Genomic DNA, 16,022 nt, shown 5'->3' with positions numbered 1-16,022 from the left:
AGAACTATTTTTTTCAGTACGTAACTTCTCTACTTCGCCAATTTCGCCATATTTTTCTAAAATTGGCGCCTATGAATCCCGAAGGCGCTATTATTGTTCAGAGCAACTTGGAAATTCTCGTTGAAGTGCACAATCCGCACTACATTGAAGCCAGAGATGCCATTGCTCCATTTACCGAACTCGTGAAGAGTCCGGAACATTTACATACATATCGAATTTCCCATCTTTCTTTGTGGAATGCCGCATCGACGGGTCTTACCGCCGAAGATGTGCTAGCCCGTCTTGAATCCCAGAGCAAATATCCGATCCCAGAAACTGTCGTCACGGAAGTCCAAGACTACATGGGCCGTTACGGTATGCTCAAGCTCGTGAAGAACGACAAAGGCCTTTGCCTGGAATCGACCGATGTAGCTCTTTTCAAAGAAATCACCAAGCTTCCGAACGTGGCCGATTGCCTTATCGAATTTGAAGGTGAAGACAAGGCTTACGTGGACCCGAACAAGCGTGGCATTCTCAAGATGTCTCTCACGCTCAACGGCTTCCCGGTCGAAGACATCGCAGGCTACGTCGCCGGCGATCCGCTCGAAGTCGATTTCCGAAAGGAAACCTTGGCCGGTAAAAAGCTCGTTCTCCGCAACTACCAGAAGGAAGCTTCCGAAATATTCTACGCCTCCGGTTCTGAAAAGGGCGGTTCGGGCGTGATCGTTCTCCCTTGCGGTTCGGGTAAGACCGTGATCGGCATGGCGACGATGGTCCTCATGAAGACCCGCACGCTCATCCTCACCCCGAACATTTCCGCAGCCCGTCAGTGGATTCGCGAAATTCTCGACAAGACGACCCTCACCGCAGACCAGGTGAAGGAATACTCGGGCGATGTCAAGGAAATCGGTCCGGTGACAGTCGCCACATACCAAATCTTGACACAGCGCAAGCGTTTGAAAAAGACCGACGAAGAAATGGAAGAAGCCGAAGAAAATAAGAGCGATATCAATAAGCCGCTCGTCAACTTCCCGCTCTTCAGCGAACACAAGTGGGGCCTCATGATTTACGATGAAGTTCACTTGCTCCCGGCTCCCGTTTTCCGTTTCAGCGCCGAAATGCAGGCGACAAGACGTCTCGGTCTTACGGCAACCCTCGTGCGTGAAGACGGCAAGGAAACCGAAGTGTTCTCCCTCATCGGACCCAAAAAGTTCGATCTTCCATGGAAGGTCCTTGAATCCCAAGGTTGGATTGCGACCGCCGACTGTAGCGAAATCCGCGTCACGATGAATCCGGAACTCAAGATGAAGTATGCGCTCGCCCAAAACCGCGACAAAATCAACATCGCAAGTACAAACGAGCAAAAGGACGACGTCGTCGAAAAACTGATCGCTCAGTACAACGAACCGGAAGATCGTATCCTGATCATCGGCCAGTACATTGAACAGCTCACGAAACTTTCCGAAAAGCTGAACATTCCGCTAATCACCGGTAAGACGCCGAACAAGGAACGCGATAAACTTTACCTCGCTTTCCGCCGCGGTGAACTTCGCAACCTGATGGTTTCGAAAGTCGGTAACTTCGCCATCGACCTTCCGGACGCAAGCATCCTAATTCAGATATCGGGTACGTTCGGTAGCCGTCAGGAAGAAGCCCAGCGTCTTGGCCGCGTTCTTCGCCCCAAGGAAGACGGTCGTCCGGCGCACTTCTTCTCGCTCGTCACCAAGGATTCGAAGGAGCAGGAATTCGCCATGAACCGTCAGCTGTTCCTGACCGAACAAGGTTACGCGTACAAAATCATGCACTATTCTGGCGAAGACATTGTCGCTGCTCGAGTATAACTGTTGAAGCTCTCTAAAAAATTCATTTTAGAGCCTCACTTTTTTGCAGTCCTCGCCGGACTCGCCTTGCCGATTGCCCTGCAGGACCTCATCAAGTTTTCTCTTTCGCTCGCTGACAACATGATGGTCGGCAGTCTTTCGGAAGCGGCCCTTGGTGCGGTAACGCTCGCAAGTCAGCCGTTCTTTATTTTCTCGATGCTTTCGTTTGGCATTGCAAGCGGTGGCGGCGTTCTCGTGGCGCAGTACTACGGAAAGCACGATGCCGAAAGCATTCAGAAAATCGTTTCGATTACCATCTGTATCGGCGTCCTTTTTTCATTTCTTTTTGGGCTTGGGACAACACTCTTTCCGCGGCTGGTCATGCAGCTCTTTACAAACGTTCCGGAGCTAATCGATATCGGAGCGGAATATTTACGGATCCAGGGTTTTGCGTATTTCTTCTACGGCTTCAGCAATACGATGATTATGCTGATGCGCAGCACGCGCGAAGTCAAGGCGGGCTTGATTGTGAACCTGAGCGCCTTTGTGCTAAACATATTCCTGAACTGGACTTTGATTTTTGGGCATTTTGGAATTCCCGCTTTGGGTGTGCAAGGTGCTGCCATGGGAACGGTGATTGCCCGTGCCGCGGAATGTTTTGCACTCCTTGTGTATGTGCGTTTTATGGAGTGCCATCTGCATTTTCGCTTCAAAAAGATGTTCCACTTTGACGCCGTTCTCTTCAAGGACTTTTTGCACTACAGTATCCCGGTCGTCATCAACGAAACTGGCTGGTCCATCGGTGTCGCCATGCAGTCTGTAATTCTTGGGCATTTAAATTCGACGATCGTCGCCGCGGCAAGCATCGTCGGAACCTTGCAGCAAATGGCCCTTGTCTTTATCTTCGGCGTCGCCGGAGCCTCCGCCCCGATTATCGGGAACCTTCTCGGTTCGGGCAAGAACCTGCAAGACGCCAAGCGTTATGCGAACACACTGATTCTCGCCGGATTCTTTGTGGGAGCTTTCATGGCAGGAAGCCTCTTTATTTTCAAGGATCCAATTCTTACGCTCTATGCGATTCCCCACGAAACGATCGAGCTCGCCAAGACTTTCATCGGCATCCAGTGCATTATGATTTTACTGCAATCCTACACATCGCCCGCGATTGTCGGAATTCTTCGAGCCGGAGGCGATACTACGTTCACATCGGTCCTTGACATCGGAACGCTCTGGATCTTTTCCATTCCATTCGGCTACCTCGCCGGCTTTGAATGGGGGCTCTCCTATGCGATGATTTTCCTGATGCTTCGGCTGGATGAGATCGTCAAATTCCCCATTTTGGTCTGGCGAGTCGAGAAAAAAAGCTGGATTCGGAATGTGACGCGCTAAAAATCTCCGCAGAATTCCGCAAAGTCGAATAAAATTATATTTCATCCGTATGGAAAATCCCCGTCAGATAATCAATTTGTTTTTAAGCAGCAAGCACAAACCGGAAGAGCTCAAGAGTGCACTTTTCCGAGCGGCTGAAGCGGCCGAACAAGTCGGCATGACCTACATGGAAGCAACCTTCCAGCTTGGCGAACACGCCAAGGAAGAAGGCCTTGCGGAAGATGAATCCGATGCGACCATCCGCCGTGCCTATGCTGCCGACAAGCGTGCTCGCGAACGGGAAGTCTCGACAGAACCGGCTCCTGCCGTTCCGCAGCAACAAGCGACCCAAGCTATGCCTGCAATCCCTGCACAAGGCATTGCCACACAGCCGATTATCGCAGGTGCGATTTCCCTCGAACAGGTTCTCGCCATGGGTCTTGACGCCCAGGCTCTTGAACTTTTGCAAAATCACCGCATCGATCCGGAAGCCCTGAACATTCCATGGCCGACTCCAGACTGGCGCTTAGACTTTGCCAAGCTTTTGAATGCGCTTTTTAAGCCGGAAGAATCCATCGACTACAAGATGTCCAACACCCCGGAAGCGACGCAGGTCCTGATTTCGGACTTTCTCGCCCAGGCGGACGGCATCAAAAAGATCATGAAGGCCTTGGACGGACCGGACGGGGCTCTCGTTTCAATCAATGCGACAAACGGGCCTGAAGGCGAAGATGAAGCCTTCCGCTACCGTTATGCGGTCATCGACAATCCAGAGATCAGCCTCGCAAAGCAGCTCGCCTATTACAAGGCTCTGAACCTGCCGTGCGCAGCCCTCGTCAGCACTGGTGCAAACTCCGTGCAAGCTTGGATCAAGGTCAATGCGCAATCACGCAAAGAATACGACGAACGCGTCGAATACCTTTTCAAAACTTTGGAAGAACAGGGTTTCCACGTCAATTCGAACGGTCCAAATCCGACGCAGATGGTGCGCCTTCCGGGCGTTCTCCGCAACGGAAAGCAACAGTACCTGATCGGCCTTGAACAAGGCGCCAAAACTTTTGAAGATTGGCAGACCTGGGTCGAATTCTGCTTGGACGGCAAGCCTTTGATTGAACTTGCAAGCGACAGCGACGACGCTCCGAAAAAGGACCGTCTCCTGATCGACGATGTTCTGCAAGCCGGTGAAATGATGCTCTTTACAGCGCCTTCCAAGGCGGGTAAATCTTTTGCCTTGATGGACCTAGCCCTTTCGCTTTCCCATGGCGAAGACTGGATGGGTCTTGTGACGCACAAGACCGACGTTCTCTTTGTGAATTTTGAAAGCACCCGTTCTGCATTTTTGAACCGTCTCTTTACCGTGGCGGCTTCCCGCGGGTTGAACCCTTCGATTCCGGGCTTTGGCTTTTTGAACCTCCGCGGACTTGCGCAGTCTCCGCTCGAAATGGCGCAGTATATCGCCAAGCGCGTCAAAGGTGCAAAAAAGCTCGAAGATCACGATTACGGTGCCATCATCATCGATCCGATTTCCGCGATTCTGCATAACCCGAAAGCGGTCCGCAACAGCATGCCTCCGCAGCAGTCACTCTTGCTTATGATCGATACGATCATCGCTCTCACCGGTTCCGCTGTCATCACGGCGATGAACCCGGATGAATATACGGAACTCGCCAATCACGCAGACTCTTTGATTTCCCTTTCGCCTGTCGACGGTTGCCCGAACATGTACAACCTCAAAGGCTCATTCCGCGAATTCCCCACGCTTCCCTCCAGGGATTGCACCTGGCGCTATCCGCGATTTATCGTCTAACCCCATCATTTATGCAAAGAAAAAAATTGGATAACCGCGGCACTTGGAGCCGCAAACCGGCAAAGGTCCAAGAAGAACCCGAGAAGAAGTCTCTGGGTCCAGTCCCTTCTGACCTCGAAGCGAAAAAAGCTTACCTCGAACAGTGGGCTCTCGACAATCGTATCCCAGGAAAAATCCAAAGCTGGTACAGCGTACCGTCCAAGTCCGAAACAAGCGACTGGCGAATCCGCACCCAGAATCTGACAAAGACGAACCGAGTCCTTTCCTTGGAGGGGCCGTATAAAGGCGCAAAGCCGCCGAAGATCGTCCTCGACATCGACGCCCAGATCCGCAAGCCGCACTTGCAAAAATTCCGCAAGTCCATTCTGCAAATCTGGTTCCGCGCTACAGGCGACGGCCGTTACGGCATTGCGGTCCAGAACATTCTCCATACCGCAGAAGCAACCCGCGAATTCAAAACGTTCCTCAACTATCTGCAGCATGAACATTCCAAAGAAATTCTCTGCTGCCACCAGATGCAGGTTCGCCCGGTTCAAGTTTTTGACCCTGCGCATCCGGCTCCCGGCTCGCACATCACTTTGCACAAGGGATTCGGCAGCGATTACCTTCCGATTGCCGGAACCGGTAAAACGTTCAACATCATCGATTGGACTCCGCTTGCCAAGGAACCTTGGATCGGACTTCCCAAGCGTATCCGCGAAGCGATCCATCCGGCCAAAGACGACAAGTTCCTCGAATGCTATGCTGGCACGGGTTACATCGCAGAATCGCTCGCTCCGCATTTTGCAGCGACCTTCGCTGTGGACGCTCGCAAGGTTTCCCGTCAGACACCGAACGTACGCTACATTCAATCCACGGTCGACAAAGAATTTTTCCCCAAGTTCTTTAGCGGAAAATTCAAGGAAGGAAAATGGACGGTCTACCTCGATCCACCAGACGGCAAGGCTCTTGCCGGGAACGTGATTCCGGTACTCGCCGCCCAAGGTCCGGAACGCATTCTTTTGAATTCTTCGAACCTGACCGTCGCCGCCATGGAAATCAAACGTTTCCGCCGCGAAGGCTATATGCTGCGCAAGATCATTCCTCTCGACATCGAACCGGGCAAAGACTTTTTCCAGGTGCTCTTCCTATTCGTTCCGGACCGCGCAGGTTTATTGGGACGCCACGAAGAGCGTTCAACGAAGGTCATCAAGCACCGTGAAAATCAAAGTTTCCACGCAGAAGAGCCCTCAGAAATAGTGCATTTTACCCAAAAGCGTCGTCGTTAAAATTACCGATTGCTCATAAAAAGGTTAAATTGATGAATATGAGGCACATTAAAAGCATTTCTATTGCTCTTGGCCTTGCAGCCCTTGCCGCAAGTGCCTATTTCGTCAAGGAAGGAGATACCCTTTGGGATATTTCCGATGAATACCTGCAGGATCCGTTTGCTTGGCCCGACCTTTGGGAAAACAACCAGCACATCCAGGATCCGCACTGGATTTATCCGGGCGACTCCATCTATTTGGGCGAAGCGCAAGACACCTCGGAAAAGCCGGCTCCGAAACAGTCCGCTCCATGCGCGACCGCAAAACCGGATTCGACGCTTCCGAAGGGCGTGACCGTTCCTAGCGGCTGTGCCGGAAACGAAAACACAAACTTCGAAAAGATGCTCGGGAAGCTCGCGAACGACACCGCACATCAGAAGAAAAAGCCGAGCAAACCAAAGGGAACGTCTTACTACTACTCCCAGCGTGCACAGCCAAAGACCTTCAACGGCTTCTATCAGGTGCTTGCACCGATCGTAATGCCCCCGAAGGAAATCAAGAACGACAAGAACTGGCTTTCAATCCGTTCCGGCGAAAAGCGTGAACCTCTTGTACACACCGCCGAAAAGGAAGTGGTCATCGGCATCGGTATGAATACCGAACAGAAGGCCCACGTCGGCGACATGGTCGAAATCTGGGACGCTCATCGTGCCAACTTGCCTGCAACCAAGATCCGCAAGGACGAAAAGGCGGCCATTCTCCGCTATACGGGTCTTGCCCGCATCACGGATGTGGGCGATACGCTTTCCCGTGCAGTCATTTTGCAGACTATGTACGAAATCAAGATGGAAACGGCCAAGGCCCGTATTCAAAAGCCGTTTGAACCGATCAACGTCGTTGGTTATGACACGGTTAAAACCGCTAAGGTCGATGAAATGGCGATTGTCCGCTACTCCTTGGAAAAGAGCCAGGTCGTTGGACCGTATGGTTATGTGATGATCGATCAGGGATCTGAAAACGGTTACGCCCTCGGCGACGGCGTTGCCATTTGGGAAAAGGACCGTTCCGATGCACTGATTCCGCCGCGCCTTCTCGCACGCGGTATTGTGACGACCTTGAGCAAAAAACATGCCGTGATTCTCGTGCGTGAATCTTACTACGGCGATCGTCGAATCGACTTCGGCAGTCTCGTTTCCATTACGCACAAGGCTAGCCTCGTCAAATGAAGTTTCGGATATGGATGTACTGCGCCTGGGTATTCGCTATCCTCGTCGCAGTGCTTCTCGCTTTTGCAATCGTTTTGGTACTAAACCCATCTCTTGCCGATCAGATTGCGGAAGCCTTGGGTCCGGTCAAGCTTTCCTCGCTTGTTCGAATCTTATACTAACTCAAAAAGGATACCGTGAAACTTCCGAAGAACAATCGCATCTTTATTGCGCTTTTTTTCTGCGGAATTATCATTCCGACGGCTATCCTTGCTTTTCTCAGTTTCCGAAACGTTCAAAACGAGCGCCTTCTTGCAGAAAAAAGCTTTGAAAACGCCCAAGCCTCTTTTTCAAAGCAGGCAATTCAAGCCGTTCAAAAAGAACAGCTCGCCATTCTGAGCGAAACGAAAGCGGCGTCGATCTACCTTTACGAACAGCCTCAAAAACTCCTCGAATTCGACAAAGCGCCTTCCTTTAGACAAGTAAAAGGCATTGCTGCCACTTTCGTTTTTAACGAGAACGCTCTCGTCTTCCCGAGCATTTCCATTCACCGGGAACCGTCCAAGCTCGATCCGCCGACCACCATTCCAGGATCCCTCGAAAGAGACATGCTCCATTTCGAATTGACCGGAGCGAACGAGAAGGGAATCGAAGAAATCCGCAACAAGATTCTAATGCAGCCGGCCCGTTTTATGCCGCAAGACCAGATCTTGAATCTGCTCGGTCTATTGCGTCTGCATTACCGGCACAAGCACTATGACGAAGCGATTCGCATCATCGACGTCCTAGAACGAATTCCGAATGTCCACGGTTATCTTTCAAACAACTTAACCGAATCGTTGCGCTATCTCAAGTTTGAAATTTTCGTGGAGCAGAAAAAGCACGCCCTTGCCGAAGATTACTGCTTAAAGCTCTTCTCGGATTTTTTGGAAGGCCATTCGATGCAGGACATCGGCAGCGCCAAGTTCTTTTTTGACAACGCTCTAAGTCAGATTCTTTCCTTTGAAGATCTTTCCCAGCAAAAACGCGACGCCTTTTGGAACTTGCGTGAAAACCTGAACCGTCAGCTGGAACACGCCGAAGCCTTTGCGACGCACCAAGAATTTTTGCAGCGTTTTGCCAACGAAGAAATCCAAGCAAAAAGCGGAATCCATTACAAGAAAGACGGTTCGACTCTTTTCTTCCGCATGGCCTACCCTTGGCTTTCCGGCGATCAGGTCCTGATTGGAATGGTCGATGCGGAGCCTTACCAAAAGCGCCTGCGCGATCAGCTTTCCGATGTTTCCCGCGAATGGAAGAACGTTCTTTTTTCCATTACAGACAGCCGCAATTCGGTGATTCTGAGCAATGTTCCGGGAAAGAATGCGGTGATTTCCAAACAGATGGACTTAGGCGAAGGACTCGGCTGGTCGATGACTTTATATCAACGTGATACGGAAGAACTATACAGCGAAGCGCGCCACAAGATGTTCTTGCTTTCCGGCCTTGTCGCATTCTCGCTTCTCACTGTTTTGCTCGGCTCCTTCTTTATCTTAAAATCCATTTCGCAGGAACGCAAGCTCATTATGATGAAGACGAACTTCCTTTCGTCTGTGTCGCATGAGCTCAAAACTCCGCTGACTTCGATCAAAATGTTCGCCGAAATGATTTCCAACGGCCGTGTTCAAAAGATTGAAAAATGTCAAGAATATTCCAAACTCATCGGTAAAGAATCGACCCGTTTAGAGAATCTGATTGCTGCGATTTTGGACTACACCCGCATGGAAACCGGAAAGCAGGTTTTCCATTGGGAAAAACTCGACCTGTCGCAATGTGTGAATCGCGTTTTTGAAGCGACCATGGATATTGCAGACAATCGCGGCATTACCATGATCAAGGAACTCGCACCGGGTTCTTACATCATGGGCGACAACACGGCCCTTTACAGTCTCGCTCAGGGTTTAATCGAAAATGCGATCAAGTACACGAATCCACCAGGAAAAGTGACCGTCCGAGTTGCCGAAGAAAATGAAAAAATCGTATTTTCGGTAACAGATACAGGCATTGGAATCAAACCTTCCGAGCAAAAGAATATCTTTAACGACTTCTACCGCGTCGGCGACGAAATGACGCGCAGCACCAAAGGTTCCGGCCTTGGACTTGCGATTGTCAAACGCGTGGCAGAAGCTCACAAAGCGAGTATTTCTGTGCAAAGTCATCCTGGCAAGGGTTCGACTTTTACGGTGAAACTCAAAAAGGCGGAATAGATCATGGAAAACAACAAGATTTTGATTGTCGAAGATGAAGAGATCATCCGGCTCGGGCTCAAGGACAACTTTGAGCTTGAAAACTATATCGTGGAAACCGCAGGTGACGGGGACGAAGCCATTGAAAAAGCGGACTCGTTCATTCCGGACCTCGTCATTCTCGACTTGATGATTCCAAAGAAGAGCGGCTTTGAAGTTTGCCGGTATATTCGCAAAAAGCACCCGGACACGTTCATCATCATGCTGACCGCAAAGACCGAAGAAACCTCCAAGGTAACAGGTCTTGAAATGGGTGCTGACGACTATGTAACAAAACCATTCTCCATTTTGGAACTCCTCGCCCGCGTCAAGGCATTCCTTCGTCGCGGTCCGCGTACAGGCGTATCTTCGAATGCGGCTTCGGCAGAACCTGTCAAGCAAGACATTGTGGACTTCAAGGGTATCCATCTCGACTTCAAAAAGTACGAAGCGAGCAAGAATGGCGTTGCGCTCGAAATGTCTGCCCGCGAATTCCAGATTCTCAAATATTTCTGGAGCAAGCGAGGCGAAGTCGTTCTGCGTGAAGACCTATTGCAGGAAATCTGGGGCTATACTCCGGAAAACATGCCGTCCACGCGCACGATTGACAATCACATTGTAAACCTGCGTAAAAAATTGGAAGACGACCAGGCGAATCCGAAGATAATCCTTTCGATCCGTGGCGCCGGTTACAAATTCGACGTGTAAAGATGAAACGGTTGCGGCTTTCCATTCTTTGTTTTTGCGTAGGCGCGCTTTCGACAGCGGCGTTCTGTTCGCGCATGGACAAAGAACTTTACGAAGCTGTATACCAGTTTGAAATCAAGGGGAACTTTACCGATGCCCTGGACCTTCTTTCTCGTGTTTCGCTCGAAGGCGATGAAGAAGACAAGAGCAAGGCGTTCTTTTTGCTCGGTAAGATTCAGGAAGTTTCCGAAAATCCGCAAACAGCCGCTTTCTATTACCGCCAGGCGCTTGCAAATCCGCTTAACATTCCTGAAGCCTACTTCCTTGCGAGCCGTATCGCAGAATTCGATTCGACCCCAGAACGGATCGTTTTAAGCCGCACCCGATTCCCCGCTCCGATTCGCAAAACCTTTCCCGGAAATTCTCCATCCATTCTTCTTGCCAACAATCAGATTTACACCCTGCACGGAGAAAAATTCATCTCCGTTCCCATGGTGATTCCTTCGGAATCCAAGATTTTCGCCATTACCAGCCAAGGCGTTTGGTACAGCACCGACCAAGGCAGTTCTTTGAACTTCCAGCCCAAGGATTCCAAGCAACCGATTCACACGTACCGCTTTGATTCGCCGGTTGAAGAAGTCATGCCGATTCCAAGTCTCGGAGCTATGGTGATGACGTCTAAAGACTTTGCTTTAGCTGGGAACGAAGGTATTCGCTTTACCATCGAAAACCGTTACCGTGGCTGTACCCCGGTCGGACATTACACGCCGCGGAACGAACTGGTTTTGAATTGCCAAGATAACGCCCTGCATTTGCTCAACGCCGAAAATGGGAACGAGCAGCAAACGATTTCGCTCATCGATCCGATTCGCCAGGCGATTTTGACCGATGACGGCATCTACGCCTCTTCTTCGAACGCCTTCTGGTTCTATCGGCCGCAGACAAAACTTTCTTACCGCTGGGAAAATTCCGGGAATCCGATCGAAGACGCAACCTTCTTTGGCAAACATCTCGCCGTTCTTGAAAGCGGCGGAAATATCAAGTTGCTCAATCCCGAAACGGGGCGAGAAACCGCCACCGCTTCGGTCGACGGCGAAGTCCTTTTTGAAATAGCGAAGGGCGCTCTCGGAATCTTTTCTCAAGAAGGCGCTTTGACCGTTGTCGATACACTGCTACGTCCTCTTTGGCATTACCACTTTGGATCGCCTTTGACCGCTAGGCCTCTCAAGAGCCAAGGTCAAATCTTTTTGCCATTTGAAAACAACGAGATGATGACGATTACCGCCCTGCACTACGGAAAAAAACCGATTCTTTCGCAGCAGTACGCATACCGTGCAGCCTCCAAGTTGCCTTCCGCCGACTGGAATTCCATTCTGCCCCTCGTAGATTCCGCTACCATTCTTGAACCGGGAAATCCTACGGCAAGCTACCTCCGAGCCGTTCACTTGGAGCTGACCGGAGCCGACGAAAAGAAACGCGCCGCCGCCTGGGCAAACGCAGTCCGCTTTTCCTTTGGCGATAAAAAAGCTTCATCGAGCATTCTTTCGCATTACGCAAAAATCATCGGTGCTTCTTATGTGCAATTTTTACCGCTCTCCCCGCGCACTCTTTACCCGAATCTGTTTAACGCCGGGAATAAGCTCTTTACCGTGGACCCAGCCGCCCAAACGCTCCTTTCTTTGGATCCGACAACTGGCGACATTCGCTGGAGCACAAAGCTCGGCTCTCTTGAAACCAGCCCCGCACTTTCAAACGATGCGGAGCATCTCGCAATCGCAAGCGGATTCCGCGTAGACATTTTGGACTTGACCCAAAACGGCAAGAGCCGTTCCACCGATCTTCCGGGCAAGCCATTCCAAATTGAATTTTCGAACGATGCCATTTTCGTTTCGACCTGGAACGGTTACTTCATTAAACTGCTCGCACCGAACTTCCGCATCGCTTGGGCGCGAAAGCTCTTTAATCTGCCGTTCTACTTTGACATATCCAAGACCTCGATCGCCGTGGCGAGCCTCGAAGGGTCCATTGGCTTTGTCCAAGAAGCGACCGGTCAAAGTGCACAACCGATGAAATCGATTGGAACGAACATTTCCGGGATGGAAGTTTCCGACAGCCTTCTCGCAGTCGCCACGGACCGTTCCGAAATTCGCATTTACGATCAAACTTCTAGAAATCCCAAATACACGCTTCCGACAAGCGCTGGAATCGTTTCCCTCAAATGGGTTACTTTGGGAAAAACCAAGTATCTTCTCGCAGGTCTTGCGGATCAAAAGATTTGCCTTTACGCTCTGACTTCGCAGGATCCTCTTTGGACTTTTGACGGACAAAGTTCCATTTACACAAATCCGGTCGTCCGCGGAAACAGCCTGTTTATTGATCAAAAATCCTACATTGCGCAGGTATCGCTCTCCAAGGGTACTTTGGAAAAGCGTTATCCGACACCAGGGGGTGCCGGAACACCTTTCATTTTAGACAATACTCTTTTCTGCACTTCGCCCAAAAGACTCCTATATGCCTTCCCTTTGACGAAATAGAGAGAAATTCCCCGTTTTTTGTCTAAAACAAAAACTTATATTTACCTTTTTTTTACGCAAATAAACCTTCCCTTAGAAAAAAGATTCTGTAGATTTAAAAGGGTATATTCAATTTCATTGAACAGCTATTCAAAAGGCGGATAGTTCTTTGCTCAGAAAATGTTTGCAGTTTGGTCGAGTCGCAAGCATCCTTCTCACAGGCATGTTTGTCTGTGCAGCGTTTACTGCGTGCGATGATAAAACGGAAGAGACTCAACCTTCCGTAGAAGAATCTCTCTATCCGAGAGCTCAGACCCTTTATATCGGCGGTTACGACTGGGCTCCTCCCTCGTCTTTCAACCCTCTCGACGGAGACCCGAACTTCCCCATCGACGGCAATATCCGCTTGATGTATGAATCGCTTTTCGCATACAACCTTTTAGACGGTACAACCGAGCCAATGCTTGCCAAGAGCTACGTACAAACGGATTCCTCGATTACCGTGGAACTCGATGAACGCGCCCACTGGAGCAATGGCGAAAAGGTTACCGTTGACGATGTTCTTTACACCTTCTACCTAGATTCGATTTTCCCGACTCCGCGTCATGCCGTTTGGCAGTATTTAGACAAAGTTTCTGCGAACGGGAACCAGATTGAATTTTTGATGAACAAGTCGGAAAAGAATCCGCTCGTTCTTCTGAACCTGCTTTCGGAAACCTCCATTCTCCCGAAGAGCGTTTTCAAGCCAATTGTCGAAGCTTCCAAAAAAGGCGGTCGTTACAACTATGCAAATGTGCTGACCTTTAAGAACGATTCCACGCCGATAGTTTCCGGTCCGTACAATCTGGATTCCTACTATCCGGACAAGATTGTTTTAAAACGCGTCGAAAATTACTGGGGCAACGTGAAACACGGCGGCAAGGCTCCGGCTCCGCTCTATGTGATTCACACGCTTTACCCGGGCAACAACCACTTCAACAATGCGATGAATAAGGGAAACCTCGACGTTTCCTCGATTTTCATGCCTCGCATTTGGGAAAAGAAGCGTGACGATATCCGCTCCTGGAGTCTCAAAGAACCGTACCATTATCCGGGATCAATCCCGACGCTCTTCATCGCGACGACCACGACCCCGTTCAACGACGTCGCCTTCCGCAGAGCCTTGGCCCATGCCATCAACTTTGAAAAAATCAAGGCCGTTGCCGTCTCCAACTACACGGATCCCGTACGTCCGGGCTTCATCCTTCCGTTCGGTCAGGAGTCCAAATACTTTAACGAAGAGGATGCCGAAAAGTATGGGTATTCCTACGACATCGAAAAGGCAAAAAAGATTCTGAACGATGCAGGCTATTCTTGGGATAACAACGGTCTTCTTTTGAACAAGGAAGGCTTGCCGGTTCGCCCGCTGAGCATCGAATGCCCGAACGGCTGGACCGACTGGGAAGACGTCATCAAGGTGGTCGCAGAATCCTTTAAGCAAATCGGCATTTCCACGAACCAGCGTTTTGTCGAATACGCAGAATGGGATAAGGATTTGCGCTACGGCAAGTTCGATCTCGCCATGAAAACGCAGACTGCAGACCTTTCCGCCGCCACGCCGTGGACCCGTTTTGACCAGGTGATGAACAGCAAGAGCACAAAGCCTGTGGGCGAAGAAGCCTTCGCAAACCTCGGACGCTTTAGCGATCCTAAGGCGGATAGCCTTCTTGAACTCATCCCGTCGCTCACCGATTCTACAGCGCTCAAGAACGCATACAGAGCCTTGAACCGCATCTTCATGGAAAAGATCCCGGTTTTGCCGCTGATGTACCGTCCGACGCAGTATTATCAGTTCTCGACCAAGCATTGGACGAACTTCCCGACCGAAGAAAATCCGTATGCTCCGCCTCAGGGTTTGATCGTCGGAGCGGGAATCAAGGCGCTCTGGGAAATCAAACCGGTTCAGTAATCTGAACGGATAACATTTCCGTAAAAAGCCCGTTCTTGAATGGGCTTTTTTTATTAGATTGTTACCACGATTTGGAGATCTTACGATGAAAAGAGCTCGTTTTATTTTGCCGAATGCCTTTACCAGCTTGAACTTTTTGCTGGGAGCATTTTCGATCTGCTGGTCCGCCGGAATGTTCACCGGTTATTCGACTCTCGACCCATTCCGCATGGGCGCCTACTTTGTCCTTCTTTCCGTGCTCTGTGACAAGCTGGATGGTTTTGCTGCCCGTTTAGTGGACGCCAGTTCTGATTTCGGAGCTCAATTCGACAGTCTTGGAGATCTCGTCGGTTTCGGTCTTGCCCCTGCATTCTGCGTTTTCTTCAGTTATAAGGCAAATGCCACGGAATGGCTCGGCCAGAACTTGGTGCTCGTGGTAATCGTCTTTGCAATCTACGTGCTTTGCGCCGCTATGCGCCTTGCGAAATACAATGCGATGGACGGAGACACTTACCACCATCACTTCTCCGGTTTGCCGAGTACATTCGCCGGTGCGATCAACATGATCTTCCTCAGTTACATGACCTTGCACGGAATCTTCAATCCAGGAAACGAAAACTTTCTATTCCTCCCGATTCTCGTGTTGCTCGTGACCGGTCTGATGATGGTTGCGCCGTGCTTCCTCCCGAAGCTCCAGCCACGCAAGAACAAATTTCTTGCAGCATTCCAAATTGTGATTGTGGTCATCACTTATCTGAGCGGATTCTTCTTCATCACTTCCAATGAGGTTTTGCAGAACATCATCCTCACCTACTTGATGATCCTCTGCGGCTGCTATGTCATGATCGGCTTTACTCTCGGATTCATTCAGCGTTCCAAAATTATCGCCGAAGCGGAAGCCGAAAAGATGCAGAAAGATACGGCTTAAGGTTCTAAGGTTCCCCCAAAGCCAAATCAAAACTCCAAATTTCAAAAAATGCGTCGCAATTGCGGCGTTTTTTTTGATTCCATTTCAAAATCAGCGGTAATTCTGCAAAAAGTCAGCGAGCTTTTCTGCATGCCGGATTGCCAAAATTTCGGGCGCTTCTCGAGGAAGCTCTACCGTTACACATTCGAGGTTCTTTTCCGCGGCATAAGTGCCAAAGCTTCCCGGCGTCGGATATCCGACGCCTGACTGCCACGGTAGCGCAAAAACGTTTTCCATT

Annotated in this window: 11 protein-coding genes and 1 pseudogene; 11 read left to right on the top strand and 1 reads right to left on the bottom strand. The window is 50.2% G+C overall.

The genetic code is table 11. The annotated features are described in order from the left end of the window. Positions 1 to 71 precede the first annotated feature (71 nt). The 11 genes from MR847_RS04375 to MR847_RS04325 all read left to right on the top strand — a co-directional run bounded on the left by MR847_RS04375 (position 72) and on the right by MR847_RS04325 (position 15,745). A complete protein-coding gene (locus MR847_RS04375; RefSeq protein ID WP_106519092.1) occupies positions 72 to 1,820 on the top strand; it encodes a DNA repair helicase XPB in 1,749 nt (582 codons plus the stop codon). Positions 1,821 to 1,823: 3 nt separating this feature from the next. Beyond that, positions 1,824 to 3,188 (top strand): MATE family efflux transporter, encoded by a 1,365-nt coding sequence (locus tag MR847_RS04370; protein ID WP_287723047.1) that lies wholly within the window; start codon positions 1,824 to 1,826, stop codon positions 3,186 to 3,188. Between the two features lie 49 nt (positions 3,189 to 3,237). Next, complete coding sequence (locus MR847_RS04365) at positions 3,238 to 4,974, top strand: AAA family ATPase (RefSeq protein ID WP_100426102.1); 1,737 nt, start codon at positions 3,238 to 3,240, stop codon at positions 4,972 to 4,974. Between the two features lie 11 nt (positions 4,975 to 4,985). Further along, positions 4,986 to 6,242, top strand: a complete 1,257-nt coding sequence (locus tag MR847_RS04360) for a class I SAM-dependent RNA methyltransferase family protein (protein ID WP_287723046.1) — start codon at positions 4,986 to 4,988, stop codon at positions 6,240 to 6,242. A 38-nt stretch (positions 6,243 to 6,280) separates the two neighbouring features. Beyond that, positions 6,281 to 7,447: a LysM peptidoglycan-binding domain-containing protein gene (locus tag MR847_RS04355; RefSeq protein WP_100426849.1), complete on the top strand. Its 1,167-nt coding sequence runs from the start codon at positions 6,281 to 6,283 to the stop codon at positions 7,445 to 7,447. Next, on the top strand, positions 7,444 to 7,608 hold the full coding sequence (locus MR847_RS04350) for a hypothetical protein (protein ID WP_157798001.1): 165 nt from the start codon (positions 7,444 to 7,446) through the stop codon (positions 7,606 to 7,608). The genes MR847_RS04355 and MR847_RS04350 overlap by 4 nt, the downstream gene beginning before the upstream one ends. Before the next feature lie 15 nt (positions 7,609 to 7,623). Further along, positions 7,624 to 9,672 carry a sensor histidine kinase gene (locus MR847_RS04345; RefSeq protein ID WP_106519095.1) on the top strand — a complete coding sequence of 683 codons (2,049 nt, stop codon included), beginning with the start codon at positions 7,624 to 7,626 and terminating at the stop codon, positions 9,670 to 9,672. Between the two features lie 3 nt (positions 9,673 to 9,675). After that, positions 9,676 to 10,398 (top strand): response regulator transcription factor, encoded by a 723-nt coding sequence (locus tag MR847_RS04340; protein WP_100426099.1) that lies wholly within the window; start codon positions 9,676 to 9,678, stop codon positions 10,396 to 10,398. Positions 10,399 to 10,400: 2 nt separating this feature from the next. Then, positions 10,401 to 12,911 (top strand): WD40 repeat domain-containing protein, encoded by a 2,511-nt coding sequence (locus MR847_RS04335; RefSeq protein ID WP_106519096.1) that lies wholly within the window; start codon positions 10,401 to 10,403, stop codon positions 12,909 to 12,911. A 148-nt stretch (positions 12,912 to 13,059) separates the two neighbouring features. Further along, a complete protein-coding gene (locus MR847_RS04330; protein WP_287723045.1) occupies positions 13,060 to 14,838 on the top strand; it encodes an ABC transporter substrate-binding protein in 1,779 nt (592 codons plus the stop codon). Between the two features lie 85 nt (positions 14,839 to 14,923). Further along, complete coding sequence (locus MR847_RS04325; protein WP_287723044.1) at positions 14,924 to 15,745, top strand: CDP-alcohol phosphatidyltransferase family protein; 822 nt, start codon at positions 14,924 to 14,926, stop codon at positions 15,743 to 15,745. Between the two features lie 90 nt (positions 15,746 to 15,835). Here MR847_RS04325 and MR847_RS04320 read toward each other — a convergent pair. Continuing rightward, positions 15,836 to 16,022: pseudogene (locus MR847_RS04320) on the bottom strand (murein tripeptide amidase MpaA); the annotation flags it as partial.

The organism is Hallerella sp., from assembly GCF_022776125.1.
GTDB lineage: Bacteria > Fibrobacterota > Fibrobacteria > Fibrobacterales > Fibrobacteraceae > Hallerella > Hallerella succinigenes.
Note: the sequence above shows the minus strand (reverse complement) of the source record. Positions and strands in the feature narration are given on the sequence as shown.